This is a genomic window from Aminobacter sp. 01T433 (genome assembly GCF_056398585.1).
This window is the reverse complement of sequence record NZ_JBFTPR010000003.1, coordinates 149,225-163,396: the sequence shown is the minus strand read 5'-3', so window position 1 is coordinate 163,396 and position 14,172 is coordinate 149,225. Positions and strand designations below refer to the sequence as shown.

Annotated in this window: 12 protein-coding genes; 5 read left to right on the top strand and 7 right to left on the bottom strand. The window is 62.1% G+C overall.

The window, feature by feature from the left end; translation table 11 throughout:
• The first annotated feature begins 277 nt into the window (after nt 1–277).
• Nucleotides 278–799 carry a c-type cytochrome gene (locus tag AC1DLV_RS06090; RefSeq protein WP_476798661.1) on the top strand — a complete coding sequence of 174 codons (522 nt, stop codon included), beginning with the start codon at nt 278–280 and terminating at the stop codon, nt 797–799.
• A gap of 95 nt (nt 800–894) precedes the next feature.
• On the opposite strand, the gene AC1DLV_RS06085 is transcribed toward AC1DLV_RS06090, so the two are convergent.
• The 7 genes from AC1DLV_RS06085 to AC1DLV_RS06055 form a co-directional block, all read right to left on the bottom strand.
• Nucleotides 895–2,184, bottom strand: coding sequence for an NCS2 family permease (locus tag AC1DLV_RS06085; protein WP_476798660.1), 1,290 nt, complete (start codon nt 2,182–2,184; stop codon nt 895–897).
• A 311-nt stretch (nt 2,185–2,495) separates the two neighbouring features.
• Nucleotides 2,496–3,584 carry an ABC transporter ATP-binding protein gene (locus AC1DLV_RS06080; RefSeq protein ID WP_476798659.1) on the bottom strand — a complete coding sequence of 363 codons (1,089 nt, stop codon included), beginning with the start codon at nt 3,582–3,584 and terminating at the stop codon, nt 2,496–2,498.
• Nucleotides 3,581–4,510, bottom strand: a complete 930-nt coding sequence (locus AC1DLV_RS06075) for a PfkB family carbohydrate kinase (protein ID WP_476798658.1) — start codon at nt 4,508–4,510, stop codon at nt 3,581–3,583. The genes AC1DLV_RS06080 and AC1DLV_RS06075 overlap by 4 nt, the downstream gene beginning before the upstream one ends.
• On the bottom strand, nt 4,511–5,527 hold the full coding sequence (locus AC1DLV_RS06070) for an SIS domain-containing protein (RefSeq protein WP_476798657.1): 1,017 nt from the start codon (nt 5,525–5,527) through the stop codon (nt 4,511–4,513). It lies immediately after the preceding gene.
• 2 nt (nt 5,528–5,529) lie between these two features.
• Entirely contained in the window at nt 5,530–6,375 is an 846-nt protein-coding gene (locus AC1DLV_RS06065; RefSeq protein WP_476798656.1) for a carbohydrate ABC transporter permease, read from the bottom strand.
• Nucleotides 6,375–7,259, bottom strand: coding sequence for a carbohydrate ABC transporter permease (locus AC1DLV_RS06060; protein WP_476798655.1), 885 nt, complete (start codon nt 7,257–7,259; stop codon nt 6,375–6,377). The genes AC1DLV_RS06065 and AC1DLV_RS06060 overlap by 1 nt, the downstream gene beginning before the upstream one ends.
• Nucleotides 7,260–7,333: 74 nt before the next feature.
• Nucleotides 7,334–8,572: an extracellular solute-binding protein gene (locus tag AC1DLV_RS06055; RefSeq protein WP_476788616.1), complete on the bottom strand. Its 1,239-nt coding sequence runs from the start codon at nt 8,570–8,572 to the stop codon at nt 7,334–7,336.
• 256 nt (nt 8,573–8,828) lie between these two features.
• On the opposite strand from AC1DLV_RS06055, the gene AC1DLV_RS06050 reads away from it, so the two are divergent.
• The 4 genes from AC1DLV_RS06050 (at nt 8,829) to AC1DLV_RS06035 (ending at nt 13,646) form a co-directional block, all read left to right on the top strand.
• Nucleotides 8,829–10,046, top strand: a complete 1,218-nt coding sequence (locus AC1DLV_RS06050) for an ROK family protein (RefSeq protein WP_476798654.1) — start codon at nt 8,829–8,831, stop codon at nt 10,044–10,046.
• Nucleotides 10,047–10,343: 297 nt separating this feature from the next.
• Nucleotides 10,344–11,696 carry an 8-oxoguanine deaminase gene (locus AC1DLV_RS06045; protein ID WP_476798653.1) on the top strand — a complete coding sequence of 451 codons (1,353 nt, stop codon included), beginning with the start codon at nt 10,344–10,346 and terminating at the stop codon, nt 11,694–11,696.
• 67 nt (nt 11,697–11,763) lie between these two features.
• Nucleotides 11,764–13,104 carry a uracil-xanthine permease family protein gene (locus AC1DLV_RS06040; RefSeq protein ID WP_476798652.1) on the top strand — a complete coding sequence of 447 codons (1,341 nt, stop codon included), beginning with the start codon at nt 11,764–11,766 and terminating at the stop codon, nt 13,102–13,104.
• A 314-nt stretch (nt 13,105–13,418) separates the two neighbouring features.
• Nucleotides 13,419–13,646, top strand: a complete 228-nt coding sequence (locus AC1DLV_RS06035) for a hypothetical protein (RefSeq protein ID WP_476798651.1) — start codon at nt 13,419–13,421, stop codon at nt 13,644–13,646.
• Nucleotides 13,647–14,172: the final 526 nt, after the last annotated feature.

Below are 14,172 nucleotides of genomic sequence, written 5' to 3'. Positions count from 1 at the left end.
TCGGCTGGAACTGTCCATAAACGGAGCTATCCTGAGTTCACGCCGGCACCTGTTGCCGGCAGGCGGTATATTGCGCTGCATCAATTCGCGGTCAAGTTGATTTTTCGTAACAAAAAGCGCCGCATGTGCCGTCAGGTGCCAGAGGCGCCCAAGTCCGCGGATATAGCTCCAATAGCTTATCCGACAGCCTCTGGTCACTGAACTCTTGCGGTGCGAGAGTTTGGTTACGGGCGGGATGCGAGGGGATCACAAACAGGCACAGCGATGAGGTGAAGCGATGTTTCGAACGTCGGTTGGATTTGCATTCCTAGCTCTGGCGGCCTCCGCATCCGCGGCTCCGATCGCCGACAGCGCGCAAGTGGCGCGGGGCAAATATCTCGCGACAATGAGCGGTTGCAACGACTGCCACACGCCAGGTTATTTCTTCGGCAATCCCGATGATACGAAATTTCTGGGTGGCTCGGACGTCGGCTTCGAGATTCCGGGGCTGGGGGTCTTCGTCGGCCGCAACATCACGCCTGACGAGGAAACCGGTATCGGCAAATGGACGACCAAGCAGATCGTCACGGCGATCCAGACCGGTCAACGGCCGGACGGTCGCGAACTCGCGCCCATCATGCCCTGGCATGCCTTCGCGCAACTCACCCCAGAGGATGCGGGCGCAATAGCGGCATTCCTCCAGAGCATCAAGCCAGTCAAAAACGCGGTTCCCGGGCCCTTCAAACCGGGCGAGAAGGTATCGACCTTCACGTTCAGGATCTTGCCGCCGGGCGAAACCGTTGCTGCCGCACCCAAGTAGCTGCGAGAAACCGCTGATCCGAAACAACGCCGCCGGAGGCTGCATTCGCAACCCCCGGCGGCATTTGCTCGCAGCGCGAGCGCCAGGCTGGCGCTTTAAGCGAAGAAAGCGAAGCGGATGATGAACAGCGCTGCCACCAGCCAGGTCGCCGCGTGCACTTCTCCGGGGCGTCCGGTCAGAAGCTTCAGCGCCGCATAGCTGACGAAGCCGAACGCCAGACCATTGGCGATCGAGTAGGTGAACGGCATCATCAAAGCGGTCAGCGCGGCGGGCGCTGCCTCGGTGATGTCAGCCCATTCGACCTCGACGAGCTCGCGCATCATCAGACAGGCGACGTAGAGCAGGGCCGGGGCCGTCGCATAGGCGGGCACCGAGCCTGCCAGCGGCGAGAAGAACAGTGCTGCCAGAAACAGCACGCCGATGACCAGTGCGGTGAGGCCGGTGCGGCCGCCTGCCTGAACACCCGAGGCGCTTTCGACATAGGCGGTGGTGCTGCTAGTGCCGAGCAAGGAACCTGCGACGATCGCCGTGCTGTCGGCCAAAAGCGCGCGGCCGAGGCGATTGGGCTTGCCCGGCTCGATCAATCCGGCGCGCTTGGCAACGCCGATCAGCGTGCCGGTGGCGTCGAACACTTCGACCAGCACGAACACCAGGATGACATGCACCAGGCCCGAATGCATGGCGCCGACGATGTCGAGCTGCAGGAAGGTCGGCAGGATGGAGGGCGGCATCGAGACGATGCCGTTGAACTGGCTGACGCCGAGCGCCATCGAGGCGATGGTGATCACCAGAATGCCGATCAGGATTGCCCCGCGAACTTTGAGAGCATCAAGCGCGGCGATGATGAAGAAGCCGGCAATCGCCAGAAGCGTCCCGGTTTGGCTGAGGTCGCCGAGCGTTACCAGCGTTGCCGGGGTGGCAACGACGATGCCCGAGCTTTTCAGCGCGATGATGCCGAGGAACAGGCCGATACCGGCAGCGATCGCGCTACGCATCGAATGCGGGATGCCGGCGATCAGCCAGCTGCGAACGCCGGTGACGGTGAGCAGCAGGAAGATGACGCCCGAGATGAACACCGCACCCAGCGCCTGCTGCCAGGAAAAGCCCATGGCTCCGACGACGGTGAAGGCGAAGAAGGCGTTGAGGCCCATGCCCGGCGCCATGCCGATCGGCCATTTGGCCACCAGGCCCATGATCAGCGAGCCGAGCGCTGCGGCAAGACAGGTCGCCACGAACACGGCGTTGCGATCCATGCCGGTCGACGACAGGATCTCGGGATTGACGAAGATGATGTAGGACATCGTCAGGAACGTGGTGATGCCGGCGATCACCTCGGTTCGCACCGACGTGCCTTGTTCCTTCAGGTTGAAAAACTTCTCGAACACTCTTTGCTTCCTCCCATGCGGCGTGCGGCAGCCGCGCAGAACCAAGATGTGACCCGTTGTCCACGGATCAAAACCAATGGTCTTGCCGAACGCTGCTGTCCCTCACACCCGTCGGCTTTGACGCTGTGCCAGCGTGTCCATCCCAAGCCGGCGATGACTGATCGTTTGACGCAAGGCATCATTGCCTGTGCAAACCGGGCTAACTTCTGCCCGTTGCTTTGCCGGCACAAGAGGCCAGACGGCCAATTCTGTTAGAAGCAGTTTCGCGATTTTGTAGAGGAATTGGGGGCGTGCGAACCGACTTCGGCTTCTTAGACCGATGCTTTGCACGCCACGCCAGTCCTTGGATCGAAAAGATGCAACGCATCTTCGTCCAAGGCAAATGTGCAGCTTTCACCTTCGCTGAGACGGACCCGTGGCGGCAGGCAAGCGATCAGTTTCTGCCCGCCGATGCGGGCTGTCGCGACCAGCTCCGGACCGGTCAATTCGACGACCTCGATCCGCGCCGGCAGCGAGAGTCCGGTCACATCTGCGGCAGCGAGGCGAAGGGATTCTGGTCGTATTCCAAGCGACAGCGATGCGCCATCGTCGACCGAACCTAGATAGCGAGCCGGCAATGGGACCGCCACATCGGAGCCGGCGATCTCGAGCTTGCCATTGCGCAAGGTGACATCGAGGATGTTCATCGGCGGGGAGCCGACGAAGCCGGCGACATAGAGTGTGGCAGGATGGTTGTAGATCTCCTCGGGCGTGCCGAGCTGCTCGATGCGTCCGTCCTTCATCACCGCGATGCGGGTCGCCAGCGTCATCGCCTCGATCTGGTCGTGGGTGACATAGACCACCGTCGTCTTCAGCATCTGGTGCAGGCGCTTCAGTTCGGTGCGCATTTCGAGCCGCAGCTTGGCGTCGAGATTGGACAGCGGCTCGTCGAACAGGAACACTTGCGGTTTGCGCACCAGTGCCCGGCCGATGGCGACGCGCTGGCGTTGCCCGCCTGAGAGCTGGCTCGGCTTGCGGTCGAGCAAGGGCTCGATCTGCAACAGCCTGGCTGCCTCCTGCACGGCTTTCTCGCGCGCGGCGGTGGGGACCTTACGCATCTCGAGGCCGAAACCGATGTTCCGGCGGACACTGAGATTGGGGTAAAGCGCGTAGGACTGGAACACCATGGCGATGTCGCGGTCCTTGGGATGGACGCCGAGGATCGAGCGGTCGCCGATCCGGATATCTCCGCTCGTCGCCTCTGCCAGCCCTGCGATGATGTTGAGCAGCGTCGACTTTCCGCAGCCCGACGAGCCGAGCAGCACCAGGAACTCGCCGCTCTGAAGTGCGATGTCGATGCCCTTCAGCGTCTCGACCGCCCCGTAGCTTTTGCGAATATTCTGGATTTCAAGCGCACTCATGCAACGTCGTCCCTAAAGTCCGGCAACCCGCCATAGCTGCGGGGCAAGGTGGAAATGGCCCGTGAGGCGACCTGTACGCCAGCTGTCAGGCAAGCGACGAGGGGCTGGTCCTTGGCGAGGGCCGCAAGGAAGGCCGAGTTGAAGACGTCGCCGGCACCGATGGTATCGACGACCTTCACGGCAGGCGCCGCAGCCGAGACCAGCTTGCCGTCGGGGCCAATTGCGATGGCGCCGTCAGGCCCGCATTTGACCACCACGATCGCACCTTTGGGCATGCTGGACCAAAGTGCGGCGGCTGCTTCGGCCGAATTGTCGAGGCCGGAAAGCGTGGTCGCCTCGACCTCGTTCAGAAGCGCGCAGTCGCAGCGTGCAAGCCAGGCGCGCGCCAAAGCGCAGTTCGCCTCGGTCCAGCCGTCGGGTGGCCAGCCGGTGTCGAGGACGACTGAGATGCCGTGGCCATGCGCCCAGTCGAAGAAGGTATCGTATTCGCGCGCAAGGTCTGTGGTCAGGAATGAGCCGCACAACAGCGCGTAGCCGCCCGCAAGCCGCTTTCCATCGAGAACGGAAAGCACATCGGCGAGGCTGAAGCGGGGCAGGTGGCCATGCGTGGTGAAGAACGTGCGCTCGCCATCGGGATGGGTGATGCCGACTGACAGCGTCGTACGCTCGGCGCAGACGGCCCATTTTGTGGCGCGATCACCAAAGGCATCGCGCAGCCACAGGCCGAACTGGTCGTTTCCGACATTGGCGGCGATCTCGAAGTCGATGCCGAGCGCTTCCCAGGCAAGCGCCGAGTTCCCCGCCTGGCCGCCGACGCGCAGTTCGTCGTGGTCGACGATGATCTCCGTGCCCGCCTTGGGCCAGGGGGCAGTCGGCCCCAAAATGAGGTCGACATTGACGTTGCCGATGACCGCAAGCGGGCGCATTCACTCGCTCCGCGTGATTTTGGTCGAGCGCACCGGCGTGCCGGCGTTGTCGACGCGGGCATCGGCGAAAGCGATCATCAGGCGCTGTGCCGTCGGCAGCATTGCAAAGATCGCAGCCATTCCAGTGGCCGGTTTGAAGGCAAGTGTTGTTGCGCCCGCAACGGGTGCTTCGCCCGACGAGTCGAAGATGACGACCGGAGCGCCGGTTGCGACAGCTGACACGGCCATGGCGGTGACGAGAGGGGCGGTCGCATCTTGGCCTCGAAACAGCACGACGCCGATGTCAGGGCCGAGCATTTCCATCGGCCCGTGGCGTAGCTGCCCGCCTTCGAGGGAAAAGCATGGGCGCCGCGACAGCTCGGTCAGGCCAAGCGCAAGCGCTTCGGCGACGCCTTGCAGGCGACGGCCCGAGGTAACGACGGTCGCGACGTTTTCCAGCGCCGAGAGTGCTGCACCGATATCGACGACCTCAGGCACCTGGAGTGCTACGAGCGCGCCACTTGGGTGCTCGCCCAACGCGGCCAGTATGGCAAGGTGAAGTGCGAAGGTGACGGTCAGGCTGCGGGTTGCGGCGAAGGCAAGCTCGGTGCCGCCAACGCCGACCAACGATGGTGCCGTACGGGCCAAAAACGAGCCGGCTTCGAGCGTCAATCCAAAGGTTTCGGCGTTGCCGCCCGTTTCCGCGAACCAGCGCACGACCTCGGCACTTTCGCCAGATTGCGAAGTCATCAGCACTGTGCGGTCATCGAGCATAAGCGGCTGACCGAGTTGCTCTGACAGGGGCAGGGCGATGGCATCGATGCCGAGCGCGCGATAGAGTGGCTCGACGGCGCGGCCGACAGCATGCGAGCCGCCCATGCCGAGCAGGAGCAGTTGGCCGGTCGTTGCAAGCGATGCGGCGACCTTGGCCGCCATCTCGGAATTTTCGGCGAACGAGGCCAGTGCGTCGCCGTGCTGGCGTGCCATCTCGCGGTCAATCGCAACGAGGCCGGTAGGCCTTGGCTTCTGTGTGGTCATGGTCATCCTTTCACGCCGCCACTGGTCAGGCCCGAGATCAGGGCGCGCTGCATGACGAGACCGATCAGCACGGGCGGCAGTGCTGCCAAAACGCCCGCGGTGGCGATCAGGCCGTAGTCGGAGACACGGCCGCCAGCGAGGTCGGCAATGGCAACCGTCAACGTCTTGGCGCGCAGGTCGGAAGTGAACAGCAGCGCGTAGAAGAATTCGTCCCAGGCAAGCAGCAATGCAAACAGCGCCGACGTCGCCATCACAGGTGCGGCGAGCGGCAAGGTGATGATGCGCAGGGTCTGGAACAGGCTGGCGCCGTCGATCATCGCCGCTGCCTCGATTTCGCGCGGGATCGAATCGAAGCCCGATTTCATCAGCCAGGTGGTGAATGGGGCCAAGATGGTCAGATAGACCAGTGCCAGGCCGTAGATGTTGTTGAGCAGGCCGAGGTAAGACAGGCCCATGTAGAGGGGCACGGCGAGCGCCACCGGCGGCAGCATGTAGGTGGCGATCACCATGGACAGCGACCAGCCCACAGTCGGTGTGCGCGACACCGCCCAGCCAGCCGGGATGGCGAGCGCGATCGCGGCGATCGTCGCCATGCCGGCAATCCTGATGCTGTTGTAGAGCGAGGCGACAAAGGCTGCACCCGCGCTGTTTTCCACGGTCGACAAAAGCATGCGGTAGCGTGAGAAGTCGACCTCCTGCGGCCACCAGCGCAAGGGTTTTGCCGAAAGATCTGCAGCCGGTGAGATGCTCATGACGAACATCCACAGCACGGGCGCAAGGATCACTGCGGCCAACAGAAGTGCCGAGCCGTAGATGAAGATGGTGAAAAGCGGGCTCTTGCGTTCCATCAGCTGGTACTCCCCGCAGCTTTCCTGACCAAGGCGGCATAGGCGACGGCCAGCACCGTCACCAGCAAAGTGACGATCAGCGCCAGCGACGCGCCGGAGCCGGCGCGCTGGAACGAGAACGCCTCCTGGTAGACGAGTATCGATAGCGTTCGCGTCGAGTTTGCGGGTCCGCCTCGGGTCATCACCCAGATGATGTCGAAGACCTTGAACGCTTCGATGGTGCGCAGCACCAATGCCACCATCAATGGTCCGACGAGATAAGGCAGAATGACAAAGCGGAAGCGTGAGAAGGCGCCTGCGCCGTCGACCAGCGATGCCGCCGTGATGTCGCGCGGAACGGCCTGCAGTGCGGCCAGCGCAATGAGTGCCACAAGCGGGAAATTCTTCCAGCAATCGGCAACGATAAGTGCTGCGAGCGCCGTATTGGGTTCGCCGAGCCACGAACGGTAGGCATCAAGCAGGCCGATCTGCGTCAGCGCTGCGTTCAGCGCGCCATATTCGGGATTGTAGATCAGCCGCCACAGCGTTGCGTTGACCACCGTCGGCAAAGCCCAAGGCAGGATCATCAAGGCCCGAAGCAACGCTCGCCCACGAAACTGCTGATTGAGCAACAGCGCCGCAAGAACCCCCAGGACCATCTCGGCGGCGACGGAAATGGCCGCGAACCAGGTCGTGGTTACCAGCGTGCGCTGGAAATTCGAGCCGGAGAGCATCTTGGCGTAGTTGTCGAAACCGACGAAATTGCCCTCGGTGCCGACAAGCTTGGCGTCGGTGAAGGAAAGCCGCACGGTGTCGACGAGGGGCCAGCCGATGACTGATATCATGACCACGAGCAACGGCAGCATCAGCAGCCATGCGCGGGTCGTCATCCATGAGCCCGACATGAGGCGACTCTTTTTACTGGAACCGATGGGGCCGGGCGGCCGAAGCCGCCCGGAAAGTTGGGGCAGTCAGAGCCTCAGAGGCCGCTGTTTTCGGCAGCGCTCTTCAAAGCGTCTTCAGGCTTGGCCTGACCGAGCAGCGATTCCTGAATGGCCTGCTGGAGTGCCGTCGACAGCTCCTGATATTTCGGCGTGGTCGGGCGCGGATACATCGCTGCCAGGCTGAGCTTTGCCGCGGCAATCAGCTCTTCCTGACCCTTGGTGACGGCCGGGTCTTCGTAGGACGAGGCCCAGATCGGCAAGCTCAGCTTGGCATACTGGTTCTGCGTCGCCTGCGAGGTCATGAAGGTGATGAACTTCCACGCTTCGTCAGGGTGCTTGCTGGCCGTGGTGATGCCGAGACCCATCGAACCGTTGACGGCCGAAACCTCGCTCTTGCCAGCAACGCCGGGAGCGGGCACGACGCCGACCTTGCCTGCGACCTTGCTGTCCTTGGGGTCGTTGGCCATGTTGTACATGTAGGTCCAGTTGAGCGCGAAGGCGGCTTCGCCGTTCTGGAAGACCTTGCGCACGTCTTCTTCGAGGAACTCCTTGGAGTTCGGGTTGGTCAGCCCGGAGGTGTAGCTGGTCACCATGTAGTTCAGCGCGTCGAGCCCGCCGCCGCTCTGGAAGGCCGGCTTGCCGTCTTTCAGAAAGTCACCGCCATAGGCACTGACCAGCGTCGTGTAATCGCAGATAGCGGCTTCGGCCTGCGACCAGCTCCACGAAATCGGCGTTGCCAAAAGGCCCTTGTCCTTGATGATCTTGGCCTGTTCAGCCAGTTCTTCCCAGGTCTTGGGCGGGTTCTTGATGCCGGCCTTCTCCAGGATTTCCTTGTTGTAGAACAGGTATTTGGTGTCGAGAATCCACGGCATGCCGTAGGACTTGCTGTCATAGTTGACGGTAGTCCAGGCGCCGGGAAGAACGCCCTTCTTCATGTCGTCGGTGATGCGCGAGGAGACGTCGACCAGCACCTTGTTGGAGGCATATTCGGCAGGCCAGATGACGTCGAACAGCACCACGTCGTAGCCGCCGCCCGAGCCCTGCGCGAGCACGGTCTTGTCGTGCAGGCCCTCGTAGGGGACGAACTCGAGATTGACCTTGATGTCGGGATTGGCCTTGGTGAAGGCCTCGGCCATCGCCCGCACATCGGCCTCGCTATAGGCGGCCTGCGCCATGAACAGCGCATTGATCGAGGTTTCGGCAAGAGCGTGGGGCACAAAGGCGCCGCCAATCAGAGCCGCACCGAGCAGTGTTCGGCTAAACGATTTCAACATTTCATCCTCCATTTTCTGACGTTGGCAATTTCTAACGTTGGCAAAATTGTCATGCCGGCGTCACGCGCCGTCATCTCGCTTGAAAAAAGCCTCGCACGAAGGTCTCGGCGTTCTTCCCCAAGCGGCGTCCTGGTCTAAAAGCGCAACGGCTCCAGCCGTCATTGTTTCCCCGGAACTCTCGCGGCTCCTTATTAAGTCAACTGACTTGACTTATTACTTCTGCAATTATCTATTGGAGTCAAGAGGGGAAAAAGCGGTGCACGATATTCGCCCGATCCGAGCCACCAGCGGCACCAATCAGGAAGGCACGAGCGCCCACAATCGCCGTGTCATGATCGACGCATTGCGCCTCAACGGGGCGCTTTCTCGCGCCGACCTGGCGCGGGCGACCCAGCTCACCAAGCAGGCCGTTTCCAACATTATCGACGAGCTTGAGCGTGATGGGTTCGTCGAGTCGCTTGAAGCGGTGCGAAAGGGCAGGGGGCAGCCGTCCACGCCCTACAGGCTCGTTCCAGAAGGCGCTTTCGCCATCGGCTTGCAGATCGACCGTCACCTGACGCGCGCGATCGCCGTCGATCTGGTCGGAACCGTTTTGGCGCGCGCCCAGGCAAACCTGCCGCCCGACGATCCCATAGGCGGCGTCAAGGTCATCCTTGGTCTGATCGAAGGTATCAGAGCAGAGCTGGTGCTGATTTCGGACCAGTCCGAAAAGCGCCTTGTCGGTCTTGGTGTCGCCATGCCCGGTCCCTTCGGACTGGAGGAATTCGGCGACAACAAGTGGACGATGCCGGCCTGGCAGAAATTTCCGCTGCTGGAAGCACTTGCCGTTGGCACCGGGCTCGATGTCGGCCTGCAAAACGACGCGGCTGCCTGCGCCACCGCCGAACGCATGGTGGGTGCCGCCAACGGTCTCGATCACGCTGTTTGCCTTTATGTCGGCTATGGCATCGGTGCCGGCCTCATCCTCAATGGCGAACTCTATCGCGGCGGCAACGGCAACGCCGGTGAGATCGGCATGGCGCTGCTGTCGCCGCGCGCGACCGACGGAACGGTTCTCGAACACCGGGCATCGCTTGCCTCGCTCTACCAACATCTGGATCTCGATCCGTCTGATCCCGATCTCTATGACCATGTCAGCGCGCTGGCCCTGGCAAAAGACCCGGCACTGCTTGCCTGGGTGAAGGCTGCCGCCCAGGATCTGCGCTGGAGCGTGCATCTCATCGAAACCGTCTTCGACCCGCAGACCGTGATCTTGACCAGCGGCGCACCCGAGGCGTTGGCACGCCTGCTTCTGCAAACCATGCACCCGCTGCTGCCATCGATCGCCGCCCGTCCGGCCCGGCCCCTGCCGCGCCTGCAACTCGGCATCACCGATCCGTGGTCGATCGCGCTCGGTGCTGCCGCCGAACCGATCAGCCGTGCCTTTGATCCGCGTTTTTCGGCGATTCTCAAGACACGCTCTGGAACATCCTGAGCGCTCAAACGCCGCGAATGCACTCCTTCAGATTCCCTCATGTGAAAATAATTTGACAGATGGGCAAATGTGCGATTGCATCGGCACTGCCTGATGATGCGAAAGCGCGAGCGTTCGCTCAGGGCGGGAGAACAGGTGGTTCAAGCCGGTGTCCCAAGAGCATGATCAGAGCAAGCCCGCTCAACCTACCAGTCGATGACGATCCGGAACTCGCAATTCCAGGGACAGGGCTCATAGCGCGACGAAGCTGAACCGCAGTTTCGTCGAGTTGAATGAGAACCGACCTGGAGTAATTGCATGTCCGTAGACCTGCTCGTTCGCGACGCACATGTTTATGTCGATCGCGGCTGGGAAATCGCCAACGGCTGGGTAGCCGTCAAAGACAAGAGAATTCATTCGGTGGGCAAGGCGGGCAACGAGCCTGTCGCCCAAAAGACCATATCGGCACGTGGCCGGCTGGTTACTCCCGGGCTGATCAACGCCCACCACCACATGTATCAAAACCTGACGCGCTCTTATGCGCCGGTGACCAACGGTTCGCTGTTTGAGTGGCTGACCGGGCTCTACCCGCTGTGGGCCGGGCTCACCGAAGAATCGGTCTATCTTTCCACCTACATCGCCATGACCGAACTATTGATGGGCGGCTGCACCACCTCGATGGACCACATGTATGTCCATCCCAAGCCCAAGCTGATCGACGCCCAGTTCCGTGCCGGCACCGACATCGGTTTCCGCTTCTACGCCACGCGCGGTTCGATGACCCGCTCCGTCGAAAATGGCGGCCTGCCGCCCGCATCGGTCGTCCAACGCGAGGACGACATCCTCGACGATAGCGTCCGCCTCGTCGAAACGTTCCACGATGCGTTGCCCGGCTCGATGAGGCGGCTGGCGCTGGCGCCGTGTTCGCTGTTTTCGGTGACTGAACGCATCATGTCCGAATCGGCGCGCCTCGCCGACAAATACGATCTCAGGCTCCACACTCATCTCGCCGAGGACCCCGAGGAGGATAAATACTGCGCCGAGGTCTATGGCTGCACACCGACCGAATATTTCGAGCGTGTCGGCTGGGCAAGCAAACGCTCTTGGGTGGCGCATTTCATCTATCCCAGCGACGCCGAGATCGGCCGCCTTGCCCATGCCGGCGTCTGCGCGACGCAGTGCCCATGCTCAAACATGCTGATCGGCGGCGGTTCGGCTGACGTCATGGCCCTGCGAAAGCGTGGCATGCGGGTCGGCCTTGGCTGCGACGGTTCGGCGTCCACCGACCACGCCTCGATGTGGCTGGAAGCACGAACCGCACTTTTGCTCGGTCGCTACCGCAACGGACCGAACTCGATGTCGGCGCGCGACGCGCTTGATCTTGCCACGCGCGGCGGCGCGGCTTGCCTGGGCTGGGAAGACGAGATCGGTCATCTCAGGCCTGGCGCCTGCGCCGATCTAGTCGTGTGGCATATGTCCGATGTCGCCCTTGCCGGCGCCCACACTGATCCGGTCGAAGCCTGGCTTCGTTGCGGACCGGCAACCGCCGGCACCACCATCGTCAACGGCAAGATACTGGTCGAGGACGGTCAGCCGGTCATGCCCGAGCTTTCCGACGTGCTGCGCGAGCATTCCAGGCACTCCAGACGCATGCAGTGCCTCGAAGCCTGACGACCCACACAAATCACCGAACGCCGCAGAATGCGGCTCATGCTTCTGGGAGGAGGTAGTTCAAACCATGGCTGGATATGTAGATGCCCATCTGGGCGAACAGGAACATCGATTTGTCGACAACGCGGTCGGGGATGTCGAGGAGATCATCCCCGCCAAGCGTCGCATTGCTTTGGGACTTCAGCAGGCACTCGTCTCGAACGCCTGGCTCGACCCCATCTTCATCGCTTCAGTGGCGGGTTTCTCTGCCGCCTTGGCGACAAATCTGGTGACCGCGACCTTCCTGGCCGCAGGCATCGTCACCGTCGTCCAAAGCACCAAACTGGTGCGTCTGCCGGTGGTGCAGGGGCCTTCCTCGGCATTCTCGCCGCTGGCGATCGGCTACTACAAGGCAGGCACGATGTCGGCGGCGAGCCTGGGCCTGATCATCGGCGCGGGGCTGGTCTTTCTGGCTGCGATCTTCGGCCAGTTTGCCCGGCTCCGCCGCCTGCTGTCGCCAGCAGTCTCGGGCACGATCATCACCCTTGTCGGCATCGCACTCGCCGGCTTCACCTTCATGGAGTTCTTCGGCGGCATCGGCTCGCCTAGTTTTGCCACCGCTCCCAGCCTGCTGCTTGCCTGCGTCACCACGGCGGTGGTGCTGGTGAGTGCTGCGCTTGGTGGCACTTGCCGCATGTTTGGCTTCCTGATCGCGCTGATCGTCGGCGACATCCTGGCGCTATGCCTGGGCATGCTCGACTTCTCCGGCGTGGCAGAGGCGCCCTGGATCGCTTTCCCCAAGCTGCTGCCTTACGGGTCGCTGACCTTCGATCCCGCGATCACCATCACCATGTGCATCGTCTTTGTCGTCGCCGTGGTCGAGGCCATGGGCATGTATGAGGCGACCGCCAAGCTGACCGGCGTCAAACTGACCGACAGGCGCGTCAACGCTGGCATCGCCGGCGAGGCAGGCGGCTCGATGCTTGCCGCACTCATCGGCGGCTTCGGCACCACTGCCTACGCCCAGAACCTTGGTGTCATCCGGCTGACGGGGGTTGCCAGCCGGCACGTGGTGCGCGTCACCGGCATCATCTTCATCGCGCTGGCATTCCTGCCCAAGGTCGCCGCTGTTTTGGTGGCGACGCCCGCAGCCGTCGTAGGCGGCCTCTTCCTTCCGGCAGCAGCCACTGTCGTCATGACCGGCATCCAGATGGCGGGCCAGGATCGCGGCTCGCCGGTGAAGAACATGGTCGCACCGCTCGGCCTGATGGCTGGCCTTGGCATTCCCGCTCTTTCGGGCGCGCTTTCAGGCGGATTGCCTGAGATCCTGGCCGAAATGCTGGGCCATTCGATCGTCGTCGGCGCGGTGACAGTGATGCTCGCCGAGATCATCCTGGTCAGGATCCCGGACTTCCTGCGCGCGCGCTAGGCAAAATGATGGCGGGCTGGTTTCGACCGGCTCGCCATTCTCGACCGGTGGCCCTAACCGGCGCCCGGCGAAGACGAGCATAGCGGCGGTCCTCCTCCGTTTTCGCTTCGGAGCGCGCTCTGGGCGATAGGTGAGAAATAATTCTCCCACATCGTATAAAATCATTCAAAATTAGGGTGAGTGGGCGCACGTTGAAGTGCCCGATCAAACGATAATACGCGGGAAAATTGAATTCTGGCGGAGAATCCTTATTTAACATTCAGTGGAATCTTATTTCCGCGATGCGATGAGGATTTCAAATAGTGGATCTTGGTATGGAAAATTTTCTGGAGAAAGCTCAGTCTCGCTCAAATGAGGCGCAGAAGAAAACAGCGGAGCGCAACAGCGCCATGGCTGATTATCAATCCGAGGCCAAGGCTCGGGCCGCAAAGACTGCTAGGTTGCGAGAATTGCGCTTAGCCAAGGACGAGGCTGACCGGGCGGCAGAAGCCCTAAAACCTGTCGAGCCCAAGAAAAAGCGCGTGGCCGCGAAGAAGAAATAGGCCTAGCGGCCGAGACGACGATCTTGCCGGCGCGCACAACCTGCTGACGGCTTGCCCGCTGCCATTCCTTTCAGGGGCTGGCACGGGCAGCCCGTCTGATGCCAACGCTGCCCACTTCGGCAATATGGTCGAAAACGCTCGCGCGCATACGCGATCTGTGCGGCGGCTCCATGCGAGTACGCCGAGGCATAGTTGCGCGCCTCCCTACTGCCCTTGTTCAAGTCCACGGGCGAGGGATGAACTACATCCAGGCCGCCGGAAGCGTTTACCGCTGCCGGCATGGGAAACTTCAGGCATTCATCGCCCAGATCACCGCGCTGGAAGCACTAAAAACTGCGGCAAGAAAAATCCAATCCATTGACCCCTCCCGGCTCGTTGGATTCGAAGCGCGAGCAAATCGTGCGTGCGCCGATGGTTCCCCGTCCTCCCCCTGAACGGCCACTAGTCTGGCATCTCGAAGCAATCTCGTCGCTTCAACAACGATGTCATTAAGTGACGGTTGTTGAACCGGATGTTCGGCACATGC